Genomic DNA, 23916 nt, shown 5'->3' on the forward strand with positions numbered 1-23916 from the left:
AGACCCTATTTATGCCGCTTAAATTTTTCCAGTAGTTGAGGGGAAACGTTATCGGTGCCGTACATTCCATCCTCTTCGATCAGGGTACCGTTATCATTACTATCGGTCTTGATGAGGAATAGTGTGGAGCGGGTATCAGGGCTACTGTCGGCACCTTCAAAGTGGAGCACCTGCTCTACTTCAAAATGGTCGGGGGTAAATGCCTTATTTAAGTCTTCGCAATAAATGCGGTCGCGCTTTAGGGTAAATTCGTGGGCGTATCCCTCTTTTTTCAGGGTTTGGGTCGCTTCTACCAGGTTATCAAAATGTCGCATTGGCTTTTCTGGTAAAACGGCTGTTTCGGGACCATGTTCGCCCTACTGCTGCGCTTCCAGGTAAATGGCTTTCAGGTAGGCCCCTTCCGGGAAACCAATGGGGTGGTCCGTATCGTGGTAGGTGCGCCCGCTTTCGCGGAATTGGCGGGGGTGGTTGTCCAGCACTTCCAGTACGGCTTCGAAGAACTCCGGAGCGGTAATGCGGCTTGAACAGGAAGCGAGGAGGAGCAACCCCTTCGGAGCGACAATTCCGGCTGCCAGTGTAGCAAGTTGACGGTAAGCCTGCAGCGCTTTCTCCCGTTCACTGCGTTGTTTGGCAAAAGAGGGTGGGTCGACGATGACAATATCAAAGCGCTGACCGGTTTTACTCAACTGCTCCATCTGCTCAAAGGCATCGCCGGTCAATGTCCGGTGGCGGCCTCCCAAATGGTTTAGGGCTACGTTTTGGGCAGCCATCTCAAGGGCTTGCGCGCTGATGTCCAGGCTGGTTACGGCTGTTGCGCCTCCTGCCAGAGCGTGTACGGAAAAGCCTCCGGCGTATGCGAAGACGTCAAGAACGGTTTTCTCTTTCGCCAATTCTCCAATGCGTTTCCGGTTGTGCCGGTGGTCGAGGAAATAGCCGGTTTTATGGCCCTTTACCACATTCGCGGAGAACAACAGCCCGTGTTCCCGAAATAGGATTTCCTCCTTTTCCAGTGTGCCGTGAATGACCTGGCCGTCAGACAATCCGTGGCAAAGATCAGGGCGGGCCTGCAGGTTGCGGCTCAGCCGGAGGACAACAGTGGTGCATTCGCTCAAACGGAGTAGGGGAGGCAGTACCATTTTTAAATAAGGCAGCCAGATAAACGAATAAAGCTTGAGGACCAGCACCTGATCGTATACATCGGCTACGAGGCCCGGCAGCCCGTCATTCTCTCCGTAGAGGAAGCGGTAGCTGTTGGTATCGGTTTCCAGCAGAGGCTTTCGCCGTTCGTAGGCTTGCTCGATTTTACCTGAAAACCAAAGGGCATCAATCCGTGCCGGCTGGCCAAACTGCAGGGCTTTAATCCGGATAGGGGAGTGGGGGTCGTACAAACCTGCTGTGAGGAATTTATCTTTTTTACGGTCAAAGATAATCGCCAGGCTGCCGGCTACGCCTTCTGCGTTTTGTTTAGTGATGGCTTCCTCAAAAATCCAGGGATGCTGTCGCCGAAGTGCGCGTTCCGCTGCCGGCTTGACTTGAATAGCCAGGCGTTGAGCCGGCGGGTCAGGTAAATGTGCTAATATCTCCATTTGGCAAAGGTAAGGCACTCCCCGTTTTATTCTGATAGGGGCATCGCAGGATTATTGAACAAAATGAATGCTCCATACGCTTCAGCAGTTGTTAAATCTTAACAATTTTTCATTGCCGTACACTTTTATTTCACGGGAAGTTCTTTGAAAATTGGAAAGAAAGATTCATAGCATGCCTGACATAAAATCGGACAGCCCTCAGTCCAATCTGAAACACGGACAAGCTATCGATTCGGTCTTTACGGCAGAATTTACCCAACTGGGCTGAGGTTCGGGCATCAAACTCGAACAAGATACAGATGATGAAAGCCAGGCTAGCCACGATCAAGAGATTGAACAAGGTTTGAGGCTCTTCAATCCTGGTTTTATGAATGTGGAATCCGCGAGATTTGATATCGCCGAAAAAGGTTTCAATGTGATACCTCTTTCGGTAATATGTTTCGGCTTGCGGGCCATATTCCAAGCTGGTCAACAGATACAAAGGTCGGTCATATCGGGTCCGGTCATGCCAGAACAAGACATTGACTGGCCCAAACCCTTGCTTAGTCACATACATTTGGGGCAGGAACAAGCTTTTTTGACCGATACTTGCGGCCAAATGGCCAAAAGCCGAAGCATTCTCCATGTTCGGATGATCGGCTACCAAAGTATCCTTCGCCGTTTTTAGCACGTACTCCCAACCGTGAGCCAAACAAGACTGTTGCAACTCGCAGCCGTCGAATTCGGCATCTCCCAGCAGGAAAATCCGGCAATCCTGTTCCAGGATACTGTCCATAAGCATCGCCACTTGACCGATAATGGCCACGTGCATGTGTTCCGGGAAATGGCCTTTGGGAGCTTTACGAACTACCCAACAAATGGGAATGGCTCGCCTGCGCCAGATTACACTGACCATCAGCGCCATGCAGTCTTTGCCCACACAGGAGCCATCGATGGCCAGAACTAACTCTCCAGCCTTGCTCAGAGAGTGGAGAATCGGAAGAAGGTAGGGTATAAAGTGTACCGTGACATCGGTCCACTTATTTTGCAACCAACGCTTGGCCTTCTTGACCCGACTTTCCAGGTCAGTGGGGTCTTCCATATGGCGGCCCAACTCTGATAAAGATGCCCGGCCACCTTTGATTAAGGCACCTAATAAACCAGATAAGACGGTTAATCGACGCAAGGCGTTGCCTTGTGGAACCTCAGATTGATGCTTTATCAACCATTTTTTAGATCTTTGCAGAACGGCATTTTGAAAGGGTTTTCTGCAAAGATTTTTAAAATCTCAGAAAACCCTTATTTTTTCTGTCTCTCTTTCCAAACTTTCAATGAACTTTTTGCCGAGCTAAAAGTGTACGGCAATGAAAACAATTTTAAGATTCTTCAGCCTGCTGCTGTTAGTACCCTATTAAATTGCCCGGCTTTGCGTTAACCCTCCGTTAAAGCCCTGCATCGTATGTGTAAACCCCCTATCTTTGAAGTGTAATCAAAAACAAAAGCCATGAAAAAGCAACTGCTCGCATTATCCTTCGCCCTGGCCTTCGGGCTGACCCTCACCGCACAATCTGCTGATCAGAACCCGCGGGCACAGTTGGCTTACAAAGCATACCAAACGGAAAACCCCACTGACCACGCCAACACTATGGGGGTGACGATGGATCAGACCTACGAAGCCTACGACCCCATTCTGATCAAAGAGGCCCGTCGTCAGGAACGCCGCGATTTCCGCCGGCAGCTCCGCCTCGAAAGGGCCCGCCGGCCGCAGTTTATTGCCCCACGCCGCCCATGGGGCTGGAACCGCTGGTAAACTCCGGCCAAACTTTCTAAAATTAACAAAACGAAACAGGTGCCTGCCAGATCGTATCCACCAGTCTGGCATGCACCCTACACCAAAACACAATCTACATGAAACCCTTCCTCCCTCTTTTGTTTTTCGCTATCCTTCTCGGCACCTCCTGCAATCGTCAGGTACAACGTATTGAAACCGATACGACCGTGGACCTCAGCGGGCGCTGGAATGACACTGACGCCCGCCTGACTGCTGCCGAACTGGTCTCTGAAATTATGGGGCAACCCTGGCTGGAGCGCCACAAACGCAATAACAGCGGGGAAGAACCCGTGGTCATCGTTGGTATGGTGGAAAACAAATCCCATGAACATATCGAAGCGGAAGTCTTTATCAAGGAATTGGAAAAAGCCTTCGTCAAAAGCGGACGGGTACGCCTCGTGCAGGGCGGTGCCAAGCGCGAGCAAATCCGCCGCGAGCGGGCCGATCAGCAAAACAACGCCTCCCAGTCTACTATGAAAAGCTGGGGGCTCGAAGTTGGCGCTGACTATATGCTGCAGGGCTCTATCAACTCCATTATGGACGCCTACAAGCGCAAGAAAGTCATCTACTACCAGATTGATATGACCCTGACCAACATGGAGACCAATGAGGTGGTCTGGATTGGAGATAAGAAGATTAAGAAGTTTGTGAAAAATTAACAGAAGGACTGAATCTGTTAGTTCGGGGGCTGCTCCTTGTGATCAGCCCCTGCTTTCCCTGCTTTTTCTCGCCCCAACCTGAGACGCCCATGAAATACCTTTACCTACTGTCGCTGTTTATCCTGGCCGGTGGGCTTACCTCCTGTGCTTCCTTCGAGCGCTACCGGATACTTTACAATGACCGCATTGAGGCCGGCAACGTCGAAGAGGCCACCCGGCTGATCGAAAATAAGCGGTTTTACAAAAAAGACCGCAACGAAGTACTTCGCTACCTGGAGCTGGGGGCGCTGGCCCGCATGCAAGGCGATCTCGCAAAGAGCAACGAATACCTCAATAAGGCTGATCTGCTCATCGAGGACAGACGGGCTTCTATCGGATCACAAGGCCTGGCGGTAGTCAGCAACCCACGGGTACTCCCTTATCGTACAGAGTACTTTGAGAATATTGCCGTCCATTACCTCAAAAGCCTGAACTACCTTCAACTGAATGATGTGTCAGCGGCCCGGGTGGAAGCCCGCCGCACCAATATCCGCCTACAGGAACTCAATGACGCCGTACCAGAAAAGCCACTGAAGTACCACGACGACGTACTTGGGCACATTACCATGGGGCTGAGTTACGAGATGAACGGAGAGTGGAACAATGCCTTCATCGCTTACCGCAACGCTGCTGAACTTTTCATTCAGGAGGGCAAAGTACAGCCCTATATGGGGGTGCGAATTCCCGAACAGCTCAAATGTGACCTCGTTCGTATGGCGGATCAGCTTGGGTTTGCCAATGATGCCAGCCGGTATCGCAGATTGCTCAGCCCACGCTGCAAGGATGATGTGGGCGAAGGTGGCTCGCTTGTGCTCTTTTGGGAAAATGGTCAGGGGCCGGTCAAGGAAGAAAATATCATCGGGTTTGATGTGATGCGCCGGGGCGACCGCTCGCAAGTCCGCTTCGTGAATAACAGCATGGGGATGGAGTACGATTTTGGGGAGGACATCTATAACGAATACAATGGCTTTGCCGGTATCAATACTGTTCGGCTGGCACTGCCAATATTCCGCCCACGTGAGTATCCGCTCTATCGTGCAGATATCAAATACCCTGGTGGCATACAGCGAATGGAAATGCTCGAAGACCTGAATGTGGTAGCGGAGCAGTCTCTGCGAGACCGCTTTGGGCGGGAGCTGGCTAATGCGCTGATCCGTCTGGCCGCCAAGGAGGCCGTGGAGGCGGGCCTGCGTTCCATCAAAACGAAAAAGAAAGACGGCGATGAAGACAACGATGGAGACGAAGAGCAGAAAAAATCAAAAGACGAGGATAAAGACGAGGAAGAGGACGTGGAATATGACGAAACGCTCGGCCTCATCCTGGGCACCACAATGAGCATCGTCAACGCCGCTACTGAGCGTGCTGACATCCGATCCTGGCAAACCCTGCCGGCAGAAATCCATTATCAGCGGGTGCCACTGAAGCGGGGCGCTAATGAAATCCGAGTGACCTTTTATAACCGATACAATCAACGCCTGGAAGAGCATTACCTGCGCATCAATGGCGGGGGCAGGCTGCAGGTCAGGCATGTAATCACACCCGACAGCCGCGTATTACAACCGGCTGCCACTCAAAATCAAAAACCTGTACAACCATGAGAACGATATTGCTCACTTGCTTTATGACCCTGATGGCCGTAGCGGCCTTCGGGCAAGACAAAATGGACGTTATTTACCTCAAAAACGGACAAGTCATCAAAGGCTCCATCATCAAACCTATGGATGCGGATGGCGTGCAGATTATGACAACCGAGAGTGATGTGTACACCTTCTCGCCGGATGAGGTACGCCGTATTGTCCGGGAGGAAGTTCCGCACGATAACCTGAAGAACAAAATCATTGTCCATGATGGAGAGGGGTTCACTAATATCACCACCCTGGGCTACGGTTTTGGTATTGGGACAATAGGGGACGAACGGGCCGTTAATAATGATGAAGATTACTTTGCGATCCACACCGTCAATGGCTACCACATCAACCGCAGTGTGAGCCTGGGTCTGGGGGTAGGTGTGGAATGGTATGGCGATTATGAGCTCGTGCCGCTTTACGCTGATGTCCGGTACTATCCGACCCTTACCGAGTGGGCGCCTTTCTTCTACGGCGACCTGGGCTACGGGCTGGGCTTTTTGGACGAGGCAACGGATGGGGGCATTATGTTCGGTGTCGGAGGCGGTATTCAGCGCTCCGTCAATCCAAATATGGCTTATGTGGCCTCCTTTGGCTACCGGTATCAGGAGAATACCCTGGGCACCCGAAATGCAGATGCCCATTTTCTGCAGTTTAGCGTAGGGCTGAAGTTCTAAATCTTCTTATCTTCAGCCCCATGGGGCTACTCCAAAACATATCACTGCAGTGGGATCTGTGGATCGGTAAATACCGGGCCTTCTTTGTCACAGAAGCTCAGGACCGGGAAGCTTGCGAGCGATTGTTGAATTACGACAGCGCCCGCGAGCTTCCCGAAAAAGGGCAGCTCGTGGCTTGTCAGGATACCCGGCGCGGTAAAATCATTGCCTGTCTGGTGCTGAGCAATGCTGTAGACCGGGCAGAAGAGGCGGCAGAAGCGTTTGGATATGTGAAGACAGGCTATCTGCCCAAGCTGGCTGTGGTTTCTCATTTATCTTTTGATAGCGCTTACCTCAATACCCCTGCTGTACCTGTGCTGCTGAGCCACTGCTTTGTGGAGGTCCTGAAAGCCGAAGGGCAGGCATTGCTCATGCAGTGCGACCCTGGGCATTATTCCATCTATAAGCGTTTGGGGATGCGCCCCATCGGCCCGCTGCAAATGGGGGAGGGGGGCGATTTTCAAATCCCTATGATCGGACTGCCGGATATGGAGTACCTTTCCGTCATTCACTCTCCTTTGTTACCCATGCTTCGCGGGGTGTCTTTTGACCGTTATCAGGAAATTTGCGACTGGTACTATCAATTGGTTCGCGAGCACAAAGAGCTACAAACCGGTACCGCTTTTTACCCGGAAGACCACGATGATTTCCATGGGCACCATGTCATTACGGAAGGATTGAGCGAAGCCGGTACCGCTGCTTTCCTTAAGGATGCCATAATTGTCAATTGCCGGCAGGACGAAGTGTTGTTTGCAGAAAATGATGCAGGCAAAGCTATCGGTTACGTGCGCAAAGGCCTGCTGAGGGTGGAAATTGGCGGGCAGACAGTGGTGATGCTGGGAGAAGGCGACCTCTTCGGGGAGATTGCCTACATTCTAAATACCAAGCGCACTGCAAAGATTGTCTCCGCCAGCCCGGATACAGAAGTCGTCCTCTTTCAGGAATCCGCTATCGACCAGTTAACAGAGGAATCAGACCGCACCATTATTTGGCGCAACCTGGCAAAAGTATTGGCTCAGAGGGTGGTAGTCACCAGTAAGCTGCTCAAGTAAGCGTTACTTTACTTCCTCCACCTGATAAATGAAGTAATTCGTATCCCCCTGCCAGGGCATTGCCTTATATTTTTCCCGGTAGTAGAGCTTGACTTGTTTGCCTTCATAGTTTTGAAGCTTCTCATAAACCTCATTTTGCCAAACGGAGAACTCCCAGATGTTCCCGGAAACGCCGTCACTGGCATTTTGGCGGAAGCCGCCCAGGTTCAGCTGCCCTTCGTAGGTCTTAAATACCACGCCTTTATTGGAAATCTTAATCAGGGTGCCTGCCCGGGTACCTTCACTGTAAGTCCAGTTGCAGACCCATAGGTAGCTCGCTCCGCCTACTATGGCCAGGGTGAGCAGGATGAAAAAGAATCGCTTGATCCAGCCACCTACCGTGCCGGCTCCATCTTTAATAACTTGTTTAAACTCGCTCATAGTCGTTTAGCTTTGTCTGCAATATTGCAGAAAGTTGGCGGGATTTTCAAATCAAAAACAATGCCCGTAAGGCGAAGGTTACCTTACGGGCATAGGGAGCAGGGCAGCGCTAAAGGGTTGTTTTAGGGCTTTTTGTACTGATTTTTCAGCAGCTCCGGGTGCGCCTTCATAAATTTCTCAATCTTGGGCATCGACACGCCGACCACATAGGGCTGATTGGGATTGTGAACGATGTAGTCCTGATGATACCCTTCGGCTGTGTAGAAAGTACTGAGCGGGCTGAGTTTGGTCACAATTGGCTTTTGGAATTTACCGCTTTCCTCCAGCTGTTGTATAAAAGCTTCTGCCCGGGCCTTTTCGTACGTATCCGCATAGAAAATAGCAGAACGGTACTGCGGTCCAACATCCGGCCCCTGCCGGTTGAGCTGCGTGGGGTCGTGGCCTGCAAAAAAGGCAGTGAGTAGCTCGTCGTAGCTGACTACGGTGGAATCGTAGTAAACGATGACCGATTCTGCATAGTCCGTCATACCGGAAGCCACCTTTTTGTAGGTTGGGTCGGCGGTGGTTCCTCCTGCGTAGCCGGAAATGGCCTCCTCTACGCCTTCCACGCGCTCGAATACGGCTTCCACACACCAAAAGCATCCGCCTGCAAAGACCGCTTTAGAAAGATCGTCATAGGGGGCATCGATGTCGTCAACCGGGACAACGCCCTCCGGGTAATCCATTTTTTGGCTTTTTTCAGCCATAGTACTATTGGTCTTCTGCGAATTGGCACAACTGAGTACCATAGTGCTCAACGTTAGGAAAAGAAATATGCGTTTCATTTTTTTTCTTTTGGTAACAGGAATATGGCTCAATTTGTTAACGCCAGGGGAGCTTCAATGGTGAGCGGGCGACAAGTCGGAGCTTATTCCACCATTCTGACCGAGTTGAGGTTGCCTGCCCAGTCATATTCCTTGATGGGATTGACCGGATCGGTGATCCATTGCCCGTCTACGATGAATTTGTACAGGTGTTTGCCACCCGTTAGCGGCAGGCTGACCACCCAGGCTTTACCTTCGCGGTGCATCCTCAGAGCGCGGTCTTCCCAATCGGTAAAGGAACCCGCCAGGTGGACTTCTTCCGCGTCTTCGAAACCCGCCAGGCGAAACTGTGTCTCCCGCTTGATTTCATAAACGGAGTTGAGGGTGGCATATTGGTTCCTGACAGTCTGAGGGTTGTTGGGGTCGGGCATCCACTCGCCATCTACAATGAATTTGTATTCATAGCGGCCGGCATCGAGGCTCAGGCAGGTTTCCCAACCACCATCCACTTTTTGCATGGTGAAAGCAGATTCGTCCCAGGCATTGAAGTTGCCGCTGAGGACTACTTTGCCGGCATCCGGATAGCCGGGAAGGAAAAAGCAATCGTCAGCAGTTGTGTCTGGCCGGGCGGTGTATAGCTCCATATTGTAGGTCTCCTTCCAGAAAGTGCCTGTGGGCGTGGTTTTGCCTTTGTTGCGAATGGCCTCAGAAGGTTCTGCCCAAAACTTCCCGTTGACGACAAACTTGAATTCCCAGCGGAAGGCATCATCGAAGTCTTCGATCCGTTTGCGGAGCTGATAACGGCCTTCGCCTACTTTTTTCATCCGCCATTCCTCCGCAGACCAATTATTGAAATCCCCGGCAACGGCAACCGATTCTACGTCGATGTCTTCAAAGTCAGTCATCCAGAAAGAACCGGTCCGGGAAGCCTCTTCAAAGTACCGGATGTCAAATTCGAAAACGATATCATCGCCTTCGAAAAAATAGGCATGATACGGCTCCTGGCTCTGCAAAGGTATTTGCAAGGCACCCAAAAGGCAGATCATGATATATAAGTGCGGTGTTTTCATTCCTTTTTAAGGTTGATACCATTGAAAGAAGTACAACTTTTTCTTCTTATAGTTGATCAGGGTACGGCGGACGCACAGGAATTCGTACCCAATGAGTCCGTCAAGTCGTGTTCTGTAAGTGCGGTTGAAGGTATGCATGTTGGTCAGCAGAGTTCGCATTCCGGAGCATCTTTGCCCGCCTGAACGAAAGCGGTACAATTTACCTGCGATGACCTCCAGCTCCTGTTGTCCCGACATGCCTGCCAGATGAGTCCGCCTGCTGATTTTGAAATGGTCAAGAACAGCTCTGTTCACGCGGTTGTGCAGGAGATTGAGTTCTGCACCGGAATCCAGTCCAAGCCTGAGGGCTTTACCGTCCACTTCGCCATTGATAACCAGAAAGTGCTTGTCCATTGTTACACGGAGACTATCGGTCGGCTTTTCGTAGAAAGCCAGGGTGTCCATGCGGTTGCCTTCTTTGTCAAGGGCGGTCAGGGTCAGCTGTTTGAGCTGAAAGTCAATCATGAGTTCGTAGTTTTCCACTACGTTGTAGCCCAGAAGCCCAAGGAGACGGATGTTCTTTTTGCGCTCAATATGATTGAGGTCTATGATGTCTGCATACAGCCGGTCGTATCTCAGGGAGTCAATAGTGAAGTCTCTGACTGTTGCTTCCCGGAGGTCTTTGATGGCACCGGTCATGCTCATGCCCACTGTATTTGGTGCTGACCGCCCTCCGGAGTAGTGGCGTGCGTTCAGAATGAGCTTGCTGGAGCCGGTATCGAGTATGAAGTTGCCGGACTGCCCGGCTACTTCCGCCTGTATTAGTATCAGGTGGCCAGCCAGCTTGAATGGAATCCGGATAGTCATGGGGGAAAGCCGCTCAGCATTGAGGAACTGTGGCGGCGCTACCTGTCTCTGCCCTACTACAGGGTACGGTACCGGGAATGGGGATGCACTACCCAAGACCGGCAGAGCTGCAAGTACCATCGCTAATAGAAACAGTCGGGATAACATAGTGTGTCGGTGGTGATTTCGATACACCTAAATATGTGGAATCAGATCGCATGTTGCATCTTCTTTCTACGAAACCTGACAGATAGCCGACAAGGCAGAAGGGTGGGATAGGGGCAAAAAAAAACTGCCCGGCTAAGCGGGCAGCACCATACTACTGCATACTGAAAGCACAACTTTAATGCCCTAAGTGCTTCTCTTTTTGGTTCTTTATGATATAGGCTGAATAGCCTAAGCTAATGATCAGAAATAAGACACAATGGCTGTACATCCCGTACAGGTAACAACCAAGACCAGCGATGACCGCTATGAGGCTTAATAAAAAGAGCCAAAGGTCTGCTTTTAACGCCATTATCTCTGCTTTGATATTTTTTATCTTAAAACCGATCCTTTGGTTATCAGGATTGGTAGTTTTACTATTAGACAAACAGGGGCTTTTTGTGTTCGCAGAAAACAGAACTTTTTTCGATTTTCATTTAGGTAAGCCCTGCTGAGGTGACGGCGGGCCTAAGAAAATTAAAAGAAAGACAGTATATGATAAAACCTTGGTTTGCCAGCGTAGAGGCATCGCCGGGGTTAGAGCGGCGCTAAATCAGTAGCGTGCAAAACAGCAACTGGCGAAAACATTTTAGGCTATTGAATGTAGAAGTAAAGCTATTTTGTCGGCAGATTTTATTAACTTAGATTTTCAGCTTTTTTCTAAAAGTTTAAGTTTGAAGAGAGCGCTGCCATTAAATACGGAAAAAAAGTGCGTCAATGCTGCAAGTGAATGTAAACCTGGACATTAACGAGAAGTTGTTCATCAAGAATCCTCAGGAAACGGCCCTGGGGCGTCGTATTATTGAGTATTCTGTTGTCCTGTTTGATGAAGTAGGGTTTGAGAATTTCACTTTTCGTAAGTTGGCAGAACGGATCCACTCTACCGAAGCCTCAATCTACCGATATTTTGAGAACAAGCACTACCTGTTTATCTATCTGGTAAACTGGTATTGGGAGTGGATGCGCTTTCGGGTGACCTTTTTCACGATGAATATCCCCGCTCCGCAGGACAAGTTAAAGTCCGCATTGCGTGCGATAGTTGATACTTCCCGGAAAAGCACAAGTGTTGATTTTATTGATACAGAGGTACTTCACCGGATTGTGGTAACAGAAGGCCCTAAAGCTTATCATAAAAAGAACGTAGACGAAGAGAACAAGTATGGCTTCTTTCTGGCTTATAAAATGCTTTGCGCTAAGATTGCAGATATCATTATAGAAATAAAGCCTGCTTACCCTTATCCACGGGCACTGGCAAGTATGCTGTTGGAGTCTGCTAATAACAATATTTACTTTGCAGAACACTTGCCTCGCCTGACAGATATTAAGTTTGGAGCAGAGTACCTGGACCAGGTTGTGGAAATGCTGTTTTCTTTTGCGTTCGGTTGCCTTCAAATGAATGAAAGCGGGCAAGAGCTTTGATGAACCCCGGCAAGGCCCCGGGGCGCTCAGGCTTGCGGAGTCCTTCTTATCAATGCGAAAAGCGTAGCGACAATCAAAGCACTAGCCGCAATATAGAGGGTGGTTTGAAGCAGCCCTTCAGAAGCCTGTCGTGCGTAGATACCATAAAATGCCCACAAGAGCACACCATTATATGGTATATCCTTGTAGCGGATAGCGAAGAACAGTCCGGCAATTGCAGCCACTACAACCATAATGGAAGCCCAGGCTACTTCAGATAGCGGCCCGCCAGCCCAACCGTAACTCACGAGTACTGCAGTAGCGTTGGCAATTGTGGCAACAGATATCCATCCCAGGTAGAGTTGAAAAGGGACCTTTGCAAGCCAGTTGGCAGACCATGTCAGAGGTCTTACCACAAGGTAGATTTTGATCAGGGTGAAAAGCAGCAGCAGCATAAGCCCTAGAGAAAGCAAAGGCTTTTGGTAGTGCCAGGCAAGAATCCAGCTTGCATTCGCAAGGCAAGAGACGAAGAACCAAATCCCAATGCTTTTTATTGCTCCGTGCGCAGACTGGAAAAACTGGAAAACAGTGAATCCAAGCAAAGCCAGATAAATGACGCCCCAAATCCCAAATGTAAAACCTGCAGGCACAAAGCGATTAGGATAGAGCGCGGATAGTTCTCCGGTCGTCATCCCGTTGATGGGAAGAGCATTTGCAAGAATGTTTAAGGCGATGACAAGCACAAATCCAAGCAGATTGAGAAGCCTAAGAGTGTTAACTGGCATTTCGGGCAATTTTTTGATGATTTTTTTCTACAAGTAAAAACACCTGTTATAAAGCATAGGTTTGGAAGTTCTTCTCGAAACCTCAGTGATAGTCATGCTTTCAAGTTATTCTGAAAAAATAGAAATAAGTTGCCCGCCAATACTCTATCGGGTTAGTCTGATAAATTTTGGTTTTCTGCCGAACAGTAATTCACTTCTATTGTTGATAGTAAAACTTTAAAACATCAACAATTGTCCAATTTATGAAAGAACAATGGAATGCTGACAACAGCGCCATGGGCAATGCTTCAAGCCCTCAGTCACAAGGCTCTACAGCAGAATCAAAGTCTCTGTCCAATCGCATCGCCGTAGCTTTCGGTGATGGTATCGGTCCGGAAATTATGCGTGCAACCCTCGATATTCTCGAGGCAGCAGGTGCCGGGCTGGAGTACGAAGAAGTGAAGATTGGAAAAGAAATGTACCTCAGCGGCCATCAGTCCGGTATCGCACCTGATGCCTGGGATATTTTGCGCCGCAACCGGGTCTTTTTGAAAGGTCCGATCACCACTCCGCAGGGAGGAGGGTACAAGAGTCTTAATGTAACGATTCGTAAGACGCTGGGGCTTTTCGCTAACGTACGCCCCTGCCGTGCTTTTACTCCTTATGTAGACAGCAATTTTCCTGATATGGACCTTGTCGTGGTCCGGGAAAATGAGGAAGACCTGTATGCAGGAATTGAACATCAGCAAACTGCTGAAGTGGTTCAATGCCTTAAGCTGGTTTCCCGTCCTGGCTGTGAGCGGGTCATCCGGTATGCTTTCGAATACGCGCGTGCGAATGGGCGTAAGAAAGTAACTTGCATGAGCAAGGACAATATCATGAAGCATACCGATGGGCTGTTCCACTCCATCTTCAACGAGGTGGCTAAAGAGTACCCGGATATTGAAAACGAGCACCATATCATAGATATTGGCTCTGCTCTGCTTGCTGACCGACCGGAGCAATTCGATGTTATCGTCACGCTTAATCTTTATGGAGATATCGTATCTGACATTACTGCACAGGTGGCAGGCTCTGTCGGTCTGGGTGGTTCTGCTAATATTGGAGAACCCATTTCCATGTTTGAAGCGATTCACGGATCCGCACCTGATATTGCAGGCAAAGGAATTGCTAACCCCTCGGGGCTTATTCATGCTGCATGTATGATGCTGAGCCATATGGGCAAAAACGACATAGCTGTCCGAATACAGAATGCATTATTACGTACGCTGGAGGATGGTATTCATACCGGTGACCTTTACAGTGAGGCTTATACCCGCCAAAAAGTAGGTACGCAAGAGTTTGCGGAAGCCCTGATTGAGCGCCTTGGTCAAGTGCCAAGGCATCTCAAAGAGGTCGAACTGTCTACTGCCCGAAAGCCTATTGAAGTTAAAGTCAGGCCTTTTGTGCCAGCCAGTAAAAAGCTGGTCGGAGTAGATGTCTTTATCGATTGGGCAGTGGGCGAGCGTGACCCTAACGAACTGGGCAGGGCACTGGAGGAAATTGCCAAAGCGGACTTTAAGCTTAAAATGATCACGAACCGGGGTGTCAAAGTCTATCCTAACGGTTTTCCGGAGACCTTCTGTACTGATCACTGGCGCTGCCGCTTTATTGCTGCTGCTAATGGTGGTACAGAAGCAGGGGGGAAGCCACGTATGGCCGCCGTTACCTATGAGCAAATTACAGGTTTACTGCAACGGCTCACAGTAGAGGGCCTCAATTTCATTAAGATTGAAAACCTTTATGAAATAAATGGCGAACGGGCTTATTCCCTTGGTCAGGGAGAATAAAGAAGTTTATATACCTTTTTATATCTAGCCGCAAAAGCAGAAGTCAGGTGAAGCAGCCTGGCTTCTCTTTGCTCGTTACTATATATAAAGGTGTCCCTGAAAAACTTCTTCGGCCGGCCCACACAACCAAATCTTACTGTAACGGTCCTCTTTTTTGTCCATTCTGATCTCGAGTATCCCTCCTTTTGTTTGCACAGGGATGGTTATCCCGGGCTCGTCCAACAGTTTATGTCGAAGGGTATAAGCTATAGCTGCCGCCGTCACACCTGTGCCACAGGAAAGGGTTTCTGCTTCCACTCCACGTTCATAGGTGAAAACCTGCAGCGGGAGGCTCGGTGCTGCCGATACGAAGTTTACATTGGTCCCTGTCGCTGCAAATTGCTCATTGTAGCGGATGTGGCGTCCTTCCTTTTCTACGTTCAGGGCATGCAGCGTTTCTTCAAACCTCACATAATGAGGAGAACCGGTATCCATGAAAAAATAGTCCTGCCCTCGTTCTACTTTTAGCACATCTGACATTTCGATTTCAAACCAGCCTTCTTTTTTCAGACTTAAACGAGCCCGGTGCGGCCCATCAGGAGCAAAGAAGTAATAGCTTGACTGCTCTAGTCCAAGGGAACGCGCAAAGGCAACCGTACATCGGGCTCCATTGCCACACATTGAGCCTCTGTGCCCATCCGCATTAAAATAATCCATCTCAAAATCGTATCCCTGTTTTGGCTGCAGTAAAATTAGCCCATCAGCCCCTATGCCAAAGCGACGGTCGCAAAGTCTCTTAATAAGGGCCGTCTCGCTTCCATCCAATACAGTTGATTTCATCTGATTGATCATGATGAAATCATTGCCTGTACCCTGGTATTTGTAAAATTGGAGTAGCTTCATTTTTGCGCAGGCTTTTCAAGGTTTATACTGTCTGCTGCGGGTTTTTCCCGGGTCTGATCCGGCACTTCCAATCCGAATGGGACGTCAAGTGTGTAGTGCCGGTACGCTGCAAAAGCAGAAAGCAGCACAATGACGGCGGCACCGATAAGTGATATACGCCACCCCCATATGTTGCCAATATACTCGCCATCGAATGGGTCTTTCTTTTTAGGTTCCTGAGTCATATTCAATAGGTTAAAAAAAACAAATATAGAGTGTATGTCGGGAAGAATACAATCTTCTTAGAGCCGGGAGGCGCTACTTCTTTAAGACTTGCAAAGTCTGGGAAAAGCGTCAGCGGTTGATTGTCAGTCTCTTCGGGAATGTATCCATTTCTTGTTGCCTGTTAGTCGCTTCTTTGCTCGCACATTGTTGTATTTGAATATAAAATAATACTATCTTTATCCCCGAATTAAGAAGCTTGTAGGAAAATAAAACAAAGAATTACAGGCTTTGTGCTTGTTTTTTAACACGCTCAGCTTCTTGATAAGACGACCGATACCTACAAGAATTATTTTATCCTAAGGGATAGATATACAGTTTAACGACCTTTTTTTTAACCTAATTTTTTTTAAACAAATCGTGATCTTATGGAAAAAACGAAGTTTACTTTCGTTTCTCCGTCGCGGCTGGCAGGCGCATTTGCGTTCGCGCTGTTGACTTTCCTGGGCCTTCCACAGGCTTTTGCACAGGATTGTCCAACACCATCGAACGTAGACGTGAGCTACAACTGTGATGGAGTCGTTGTACTGGACTGGGACATTACGGACCCAAGCGGCCTGGTACAATCTTACACCGTTGACATCGAGAATGGCAACCAGCCGGTTGTCGACTTTGTCAACATGACTTCCACTGAGCTGACTATTGTTGCAGGTACCCTGACACCAGGCACGACCTACAACTACGCAATTACTGCGAACTGTGCAGCTTCTAATGTTTCATCTGCAACTGGCCAAATCGATGGCGCGGACATTCAGGACCGCCAGCCAACGATTTCTATCACCAACGTGAACAACCCAGTTTGCCCGGGCGACGAGTTCTCCGGCAGCTTTGATGTTACGGTGAATGATGGTTGTGGCGCTTCCTACAATATTTCTGTAGGCGGGACCACTTTCTTCAACGTGCCAGCGGGCAATACCATAACCTTCGGTGGGCTGAACGCCGCAGTAGGTGGTACAGTCTACACGGTGAACCTCTCCTTGGCTTCAGCAGGCGGCTGCCAGTTTAACACAGACCAGACGGGCTGTGTTTCTTCTGTTTCAGCAACTCAGACGCTGACGCCATCCGACAGCCAGGCACCAGGTCTGGACGTGACTGCAGCCGGTGGTGTTGACCTGGGCTCAGGCGCGACGCTTACGTACACTCCGCCAGAGGGCGAGTGCGGCGTACAGCTGCTTTGGTCTGTGTTCCCATTCGACAACTGTACTGGCTTGCCAGGTATCGACTTCACAGCAAATGTGACCAACAACAACCTTGGTGTATTCCCATCAGCGTCGATCACTCAGGATGCAGTAGACGCGGCTTACGCTGTGAATATCTTCGCTGCAGTAGGTACGAACGTTGTTACGCTTAGCGCAACCGATGAGAATGGCAACAACACGACCCTGACTTTCACTATCGAAGTACTGGATGTGCGTATCCCTGAGATTTACGGCCCTGGCGACATGCAGGTTCAAATCCCGGCTTGCCAGGATGAAGGCGTGCCTGTAAACTGGACAGTATCTACAGTTGATGACTGTGATATGCAGCCAGCACTGACTCAGACAGCTGGTCCATCTTCAGGCAGCACGCTGACAGCAGGTACTTACACGGTATCTTACACTTCTACTGACGATTCTGGCAATACTGCTAACTACAGCTTCACGATTGAAGTGACGCAGGCAGCAAGCCCGGCTCCAATTGTAGATGTATCCGGCAACGGCCAGTTCCACGTGCCAGCATGTGAGGACAACGTAGAAGTTGTGTTCTCTGGCAACGTGTATGACTGTGACCTTCTGCCCTTCAACTTCGATCCGGAAGACCTGACGGTTAGCGGTGCAGATGTAGCGATCAGCTACTTCCTGCCACAGGAAGACTATGTATACTTCGAGGCTACCGGCAACCTTGAGCCAGGTGATTACCTCATCTCAGTAAGCTACCAGGGCGTAACTGTAGACCACGCGGTTTCTGTTATCCAGGATGCGAACCAGCCTGCAACGGTCACGATGCCCGGCAACCTTGCATTCCTTGAGCCGCTTTGCGCTGACGGAGCAGACCTGAGCTTCCAGGTACAGATCACAGACGACTGTGATGCAGACCTTAGCGGTGCTACCTTCACACTGAACGGCGGTGCTGCACCTGCAGTTGACGCAGCCGCTTCTGATGAGGCAAATGGCCTTTACGTATGGAACCTTGCTGGTATCCCAGCGGGCTCTTACACACTCGTAGGTACTTACACTGACGGCGCAGGCGCGACTTCAGAAGGCACTGCTACCTTCACGGTAACAGACCAGCCTGACAACTCTGCTCCAATTATCGTATACCCATCTCAGAATATCAATATTGCACTGGACCCATGTGTTGAGAACGCAGTAGCTTCTCAGGTTTTCCAGATCACAGCGATTGACAACTGCGATGGCGATCTTGCCCCGACTGTAACTGTTTCTTCAGGTACAGGTTCTGTGGCTACAATCCCAGGCGGCTATGTATTCATGGGCGGCCCTGGCGTGCACACAATTACAATTACAGCGACTGATGCAGCTGGCAACAGCCGCACGGAGTCCTTTGCTATCAATGTAACTCAGGCGCCTGCACCACAGGAGAACCTGGCTTGCAACGATGATATCAACGTTACGCTTGACGACAACTGCTCACGCGTAATCACTGCGGATATGGTACTGGAAGGCAACTTCGGCTGCTTTGAGGAGTCTGACTTTACGGTCACCATCGTAAACGACGACAACCCTGCGAACGGCAATATCCTGGACGGCCACGGCCAGTTCATTTATGAGATTGCACTTGCTGACCAGGCTCAGCCAACGATTGGCTTCACTGGTGATTTTGCGCCAGGCAATTGGGACCTGATTGTTAACGATCCTGCGATGACTGTTGGCTTCAACGGTGATGTACTTGAGCTTGGTTCTCCTGGCGACCCCGTTACTACCAGTGTAGCTAATGCAGCTATCGCCATGCCAGAGTCAGGGACTGTATCCTTCGACTGGACGTTCTTCACAAATGAGTTCCCAGGGGGTGCACTGTTTGAGCTGTTTGGTTACGTAATTGATGCAAACGGTAATATTACTGAGACTATCTTAGCTAGCGATGGTACTGTTGGTACTGTTGGCCCAGATGGTACAGCAGAAGGTTCAGAATCTTTCGACCTGAATGCGGGTGACGTACTTGTCTTCATCCTGCAGGTTGATGGCTTATTCCCTCTTGGGGCAGAAGCAACAGTTTCTAACTTCACTTTTGAGCCGTCAACACAACCAGTAGCAGGCTTCGAGCCATGCTGGGGCTTTGTTACCGGCGAAGACAAGACAGCACCAGTTGTTGAGTGCCCGGACGACACAGACGTAGCGACTGTCAGTGTGCCTGTACAAACGATCGACGGCGAGCTGACAGCGTCTGACCCACAGATCGAGCTGGCGGACTACTCTTGCTTCCTCGATTACCTGTTCAACATCTTCGGCCCTATAACTACGCCACTGGCGGGCCCACAGTACTACGACCTGATCGAATTCCAGGTTAGTGAAGAGGATGTATATACAATTTACCTGACTGCGCCAGCCGGCTGGAACGGCGGAGCAGCGACAGCGGTATTCCAGGGCGGCTTCAACCCTGACAGCCCATGTGAGAATATCCTCACGGCGTCAACAGCGGACCTGAACAGCGCGAACCTCGGCCCTGTGGGCGGCGGTATCAACCCGACAATCCGTATGACGCTGCCACTGCGCCCATACGAGACTTACACTGTACTGGTATCTTCAGTAGATGCGGAGCAGGTAGGCCCTTACACGCACACGATCTTCAGCGACGGCAACGGCCTTGTAGGCTCATGGAACTTCACGCAGACGACACTGCCAGACTGGACGACCCAGTATGACACGACGTTCTCTGCCCTGCCATCGACTACCGAGCAGCTGGTACTGCCATTGTTCTGCAATGACTTCGACCAGATCTACGGCGGCGACGCAGGTTCTGTAGCACAGGAGACCGCATTCATCAGCGGCACTTACCAGTGGGTAGGCGCGCCAAGTGCGACGGACAACTGCGACAACAACGTAGGCATCACAGCGACGGACAGCTTCACAGCTTCCGGCGACTGCGGCGACGTAGTAATCACGCGCTCCTTCACGGCTACTGACGACCAGGGCCTGACAGACGAGTGCCAGCAGCAGATCACTTTCCGCAAGCCAACGCTTGCTGACGTGACGAACCCGCCGATCACGGTAGTGGTAGAGTGCGACGAAGACTACCCAGCGCTGGCGAACGGCAACCCGGCTCCAGAGCTGACCGGCTATCCGTTCATCTTCACAGCGTTCGGCATCTTTGACATTGCTCCGAATTACTGCAACATCGGCGCTTCTTACGACGACCTGCCAACAGTAGACGAGTGCGAAGGCCGCTTCAAGTTCCGCCGTGAGTGGACCGTATTTGACTGGTGCGACCCAGGCAGCACAGTGATCATCGACCAGCTGATCAAAGTTGGCGACTACACTGCTCCTACGGTAACCTGCCCTTCAGGCACACCAATTGCTTACTCTACAAGCCCATTCTCTTGCGGTGCGTCTTTCGAGGTGCCAATGCCAGGCGTGAGCGACAACTGCTCTAACGTAACGGTATACACTGAGATCGTGACGACAACAGAGGAAGAGGTGATCAACCAGTACGGCCTGCCAACCGGACAGTTTGTGACCGACACCGTAGTGGTGCGCACAATCCAGCCTGGCGCGAACCGTTTTGTATCTTCTATCCCATTCGGCGACCACTTCTTCCGCTATGTAGCAGAAGACGACTGCGGCAATGAGACGGAGCTGTACTGCCCATTCTCAGTGATCGACGAGATCGAGCCAGTGGCAGTATGCGACGACCAGCTGAACGTAAGCATCGGCGGCGGCAACATCGTGCCTGGCCAGCCAGCGCTTGCACGGGTGTTCGCATCTGACGTGGACGAAGGCTCATGGGACAACTGCGGTGATGTATCTATCGCGATCTTCCGCAACAACTTCAACCCGATCACTTACACTTGCGGCACGCAGAACAGCGTAACCGGCGATTTCGTCGACTTCTTCTGCTGTGACGTAGGCGTTACATCTGATATCACACTGGTTGTAACCGACCAGTACGGCAACCAGAACTCCTGCTGGCTGAGCGTTACGCCAGAGGACAAGATCAACCCATTCTGTGACGCGCCAGACAACGTAGTTGTGGATTGCGACGACCTGCCATACGGCTTCGACGCATCTGACGCAGGCCAGCTGGAAGACCTGTTCGGCATGGCGACGGGCGCAGACAACTGCGGCGTAGCATCTGTACAGCAGGTAGCATCGAACGCTGACCTGGAGTGCGGCTACGGCTCCATCACTCGTATCTTCCGCGTCACTGACGTGAACGGCCTGAGCAGCACGAACAGCTGTGTGCAGGTGATCACGATCAATGAGGTGCACAACTACGAGATCTACTTCCCAGAGGACGCTGAGGCGAACTGTGGCACGCCAACGCCAGACACCGTTGAGTACAACGAGCTTGGCTGCGACCTGCTTGCAGTGACAAGCAACGACGAGCAGTTCTCTGCATCCGGCGACGAGTGCTACAAGATCTTCCGTACGTGGAAGGTGATCAACTGGTGCCAGTATGACGGCGAGAGCGACCCATACATCGTAGGCCGCGACGAGGACTGCAACGGCACGCCAGGCGATGGCGACCGCATTGCGAACAACGGCAACGGCTTCTGGCTGCTTGCACGCCCGAACGGCAAGATCTACTTCGACCAAGACACAGACGAGACACCTGACAACAACGTACCAGGCATCAACTTCTGTGGCGTATCGAACGACTACTACAGCTTCGAGTATGACGAGACTGGCTACTACCAGTACACTCAGATCATCAAGGTATACGACGACACCGCTCCTGAGATCAGCTTCACGCAGGCAGACGCATTCTGCTCCCTGGACAACGTGAACTGTGATGCGAACGTAACGTATCCGTTCAGCATCGATGAGGACTGTACGCCAGACGACCTGACGATCAAGGTGTTCCTTGACCCATTCCTGAGCGGCGACCTTGTGGAGCTGACAGGCGTGGTATCTGGTTCTTACCCAGACTACACGATCACAGTGAACGACCTGCCAATCGGCAGCCACGCGTTCGAAGTGCACGTACTGGACGGCTGTGGCAACTCAGACCTTGCGATCCTGCCATTCGACATCATCGACTGCAAGGCGCCAGCGCCATTCTGCCTGAACGGCATTGCGATCGAGCTGATGCCAGTAGACGAGGACGGCGACAACCTGCCGGACCCGGGCGCAGGCATGGCTGAGATCTGGGCGAGCGACTTTGTCGACTTCTCCACTCAGGCGGGCGACTGCTCTGAGCCAATCAAGTACTCTATCAACCGCGTAGGCGAGCCTAACGACCCTGACCAGGCCGGCCTTGTGCTGACTTGCGACGACGAAGGCACGCTGGTGATCGAGATCTGGGCGTACGACGCAGCTGGCAACAGCGACTTCTGCGAGACTTACATCCTGGTACAGGACAACATGGGCGTATGCGGTGCAGCAGCACCAATGGCAGCCGGTGCAGTCAATACCGAGGACAACGAGCCGGTAGAAGATGTACAGGTCAGCCTTTCCGGCCAGGCTTCTACAGCGATGACGACTCAGAACGACGGCGCTTACGTATTCACGAACCTGACAGCAGGCCTTGACTACACGATCACGCCACAGCGCGACGGCGACTACCTCAACGGTGTGTCTACGTTCGACCTGGTACTGATCAGCAAGCACATCCTGGGCGTTGGCCCGCTGAGCACGCCATACCAGCGTATCGCAGCGGACGTTAACAACTCTGGCTCTATCACTACTCTGGACCTGATCCAGCTGCGCAAGCTGATCCTGTCTATCGATACAGAGTTCGCTAACAACACCAGCTGGCGCTTTGTAGAGGAAGCTTACGTCTTCCCAGACCCATCTAACCCATGGGCAGAGCAGTTCCCTGAAGTGATCAACATCAACGACCTGCCTGCGACAAGCATCATGGATGCGGACTTCGTAGCGGTGAAGATTGGTGATGTGAACGGTGATGCGGCAGCAAACAGCTTTGCAGTAGTTGACGAGCGCAGCTACGAAGGCACCTTTGCACTGCAGACAGACGAGCAGGAGCTGAAGGCGGGCAATGAGTACCGCGTAAGCTTCACAGCTGCTGAGCTGGCACGCATCGAGGGCTACCAGGCGACGCTGACGCTGAGCAACGGCGTAGAGCTGGTAGACATCGTAAGCGGTGTAGCTACTGAAGACAACTTCGGCCTGTCTTACCTGGGCGAAGGCATGATCACGACAAGCTGGAACGGCGAAGCATCTGATGCAGAGCTGTTCACACTGGTATTGCGCGCAAACAGCGACGTGATGCTGAGCGAAGTACTGGGCGTAAGCTCAGCAGTTACGAAGGCAGAAGCTTACGGCAAAGACGGCAGCTTCCAGGACGTAGCGATCGAGTTCAGCACCGGTACTGTAGCGGGCGCAGGCTTCGAGCTGTACCAGAACCAGCCGAACCCATTCAAGGGCGAGACTGTGATCGGCTTCAACCTGCCAGAGGCAGCACAGGTGACGATCACCATCAGCGACGTAACCGGCAAGGTACTGAAACTGTACCGCCAGGACGGCTCTAAGGGCTACAACCACATCACGGTTAAGTCTTCTGAGCTGGCGGCGACAGGCGTAGTATCTTACACTGTTGAAACTGGTGACTACACAGCAACGAAGAAGATGGTAATCATCAAGTAACCATCTCTTTGAGATATAGCCCGGCGGGCGCTGCTTAGGCGGCGCCTGCAGTGGGCAGACCGGGAGGCCGGGCATCCGAAAGGGCGCCCGGCCTTTTTGGTTTTAGGCTAAAGCAGTGATTTCAAAGGTGGTGGACATTGAATAAAAAATAATTTGATTTATCGCAGATAAATAGATTGGATTATGAGTGGGGGTATTGCATAATTGAAATAA

At 51.1% G+C, this 23916-nt stretch carries 18 protein-coding genes; 8 read left to right on the plus strand and 10 right to left on the minus strand.

All coding sequences use genetic code 11. The annotated features are described in order from the left end of the window. Nucleotides 1-5: 5 nt before the first annotated feature. From IX84_RS13215 to IX84_RS13225, 3 genes are all read right to left on the minus strand, one after another. Nucleotides 6-314 (minus strand): hypothetical protein, encoded by a 309-nt coding sequence (locus IX84_RS13215; protein ID WP_044221376.1) that lies wholly within the window; start codon nt 312-314, stop codon nt 6-8. Nucleotides 315-356: 42 nt separating this feature from the next. Next, nucleotides 357-1586 carry a class I SAM-dependent rRNA methyltransferase gene (locus tag IX84_RS13220; protein WP_044221379.1) on the minus strand — a complete coding sequence of 410 codons (1230 nt, stop codon included), beginning with the start codon at nt 1584-1586 and terminating at the stop codon, nt 357-359. A gap of 130 nt (nt 1587-1716) precedes the next feature. Beyond that, nucleotides 1717-2790, minus strand: a complete 1074-nt coding sequence (locus IX84_RS13225; protein ID WP_044221381.1) for a transposase — start codon at nt 2788-2790, stop codon at nt 1717-1719. A 279-nt stretch (nt 2791-3069) separates the two neighbouring features. Here IX84_RS13225 and IX84_RS13235 point away from each other — a divergent pair, with 279 nt between their 5' ends. The 5 genes from IX84_RS13235 (at nt 3070) to IX84_RS13255 (ending at nt 7487) form a co-directional block, all read left to right on the plus strand. Then, nucleotides 3070-3375, plus strand: coding sequence for a hypothetical protein (locus tag IX84_RS13235; protein WP_044221387.1), 306 nt, complete (start codon nt 3070-3072; stop codon nt 3373-3375). Between the two features lie 98 nt (nt 3376-3473). Beyond that, the gene (locus IX84_RS13240) at nt 3474-4055 is read left to right on the plus strand and encodes a penicillin-binding protein activator LpoB (RefSeq protein ID WP_039725098.1); all 582 of its coding nucleotides are present in this window, start codon (nt 3474-3476) and stop codon (nt 4053-4055) included. Nucleotides 4056-4144: 89 nt separating this feature from the next. Beyond that, the gene (locus IX84_RS13245) at nt 4145-5692 is read left to right on the plus strand and encodes a COG3014 family protein (RefSeq protein ID WP_044221393.1); all 1548 of its coding nucleotides are present in this window, start codon (nt 4145-4147) and stop codon (nt 5690-5692) included. Next, nucleotides 5689-6396, plus strand: coding sequence for a hypothetical protein (locus IX84_RS13250; RefSeq protein WP_044221396.1), 708 nt, complete (start codon nt 5689-5691; stop codon nt 6394-6396). The genes IX84_RS13245 and IX84_RS13250 overlap by 4 nt, the downstream gene beginning before the upstream one ends. 20 nt (nt 6397-6416) lie before the next feature. After that, entirely contained in the window at nt 6417-7487 is a 1071-nt protein-coding gene (locus IX84_RS13255) for a Crp/Fnr family transcriptional regulator (protein WP_044221399.1), read from the plus strand. A gap of 3 nt (nt 7488-7490) precedes the next feature. On the opposite strand, the gene IX84_RS13260 is transcribed toward IX84_RS13255, so the two are convergent. From IX84_RS13260 to IX84_RS13275, 4 genes are all read right to left on the minus strand, one after another. Beyond that, a complete protein-coding gene (locus tag IX84_RS13260; RefSeq protein ID WP_052515989.1) occupies nt 7491-7907 on the minus strand; it encodes a hypothetical protein in 417 nt (138 codons plus the stop codon). Nucleotides 7908-8029: 122 nt separating this feature from the next. Continuing rightward, on the minus strand, nt 8030-8731 hold the full coding sequence (msrA, locus tag IX84_RS13265) for a peptide-methionine (S)-S-oxide reductase MsrA (RefSeq protein ID WP_044221402.1): 702 nt from the start codon (nt 8729-8731) through the stop codon (nt 8030-8032). A gap of 83 nt (nt 8732-8814) precedes the next feature. Next, nucleotides 8815-9780 (minus strand): hypothetical protein, encoded by a 966-nt coding sequence (locus tag IX84_RS30985; RefSeq protein WP_081968745.1) that lies wholly within the window; start codon nt 9778-9780, stop codon nt 8815-8817. Nucleotides 9781-9786: 6 nt separating this feature from the next. Further along, nucleotides 9787-10773, minus strand: coding sequence for a retropepsin-like aspartic protease (locus tag IX84_RS13275; protein WP_044221404.1), 987 nt, complete (start codon nt 10771-10773; stop codon nt 9787-9789). Between the two features lie 753 nt (nt 10774-11526). Between IX84_RS13275 and IX84_RS13285 the strand changes: the two genes are divergently transcribed. Beyond that, on the plus strand, nt 11527-12228 hold the full coding sequence (locus IX84_RS13285) for a TetR/AcrR family transcriptional regulator (RefSeq protein WP_044221409.1): 702 nt from the start codon (nt 11527-11529) through the stop codon (nt 12226-12228). Nucleotides 12229-12254: 26 nt separating this feature from the next. Here IX84_RS13285 and IX84_RS13290 read toward each other — a convergent pair whose 3' ends face one another. Continuing rightward, nucleotides 12255-13001: a tryptophan-rich sensory protein gene (locus IX84_RS13290; protein ID WP_152605043.1), complete on the minus strand. Its 747-nt coding sequence runs from the start codon at nt 12999-13001 to the stop codon at nt 12255-12257. Between the two features lie 266 nt (nt 13002-13267). Between IX84_RS13290 and IX84_RS13295 the strand changes: the two genes are divergently transcribed. Further along, nucleotides 13268-14800: an NADP-dependent isocitrate dehydrogenase gene (locus tag IX84_RS13295; RefSeq protein ID WP_081968757.1), complete on the plus strand. Its 1533-nt coding sequence runs from the start codon at nt 13268-13270 to the stop codon at nt 14798-14800. A gap of 78 nt (nt 14801-14878) precedes the next feature. Here IX84_RS13295 and dapF read toward each other — a convergent pair whose 3' ends face one another. After that, a complete protein-coding gene (gene dapF, locus IX84_RS13300; RefSeq protein ID WP_044221415.1) occupies nt 14879-15682 on the minus strand; it encodes a diaminopimelate epimerase in 804 nt (267 codons plus the stop codon). Then, nucleotides 15679-15906: a hypothetical protein gene (locus IX84_RS13305; protein WP_044221417.1), complete on the minus strand. Its 228-nt coding sequence runs from the start codon at nt 15904-15906 to the stop codon at nt 15679-15681. Before IX84_RS13305 ends, dapF begins: the two co-directional genes overlap by 4 nt. A 405-nt stretch (nt 15907-16311) precedes the next feature. Here IX84_RS13305 and IX84_RS32470 point away from each other — a divergent pair, with 405 nt between their 5' ends. Then, nucleotides 16312-23703: an HYR domain-containing protein gene (locus IX84_RS32470; RefSeq protein ID WP_044221420.1), complete on the plus strand. Its 7392-nt coding sequence runs from the start codon at nt 16312-16314 to the stop codon at nt 23701-23703. Nucleotides 23704-23916: the final 213 nt, after the last annotated feature.

The organism is Phaeodactylibacter xiamenensis (assembly GCF_000759025.1).
Taxonomy (GTDB): domain Bacteria; phylum Bacteroidota; class Bacteroidia; order Chitinophagales; family Saprospiraceae; genus Phaeodactylibacter; species Phaeodactylibacter xiamenensis.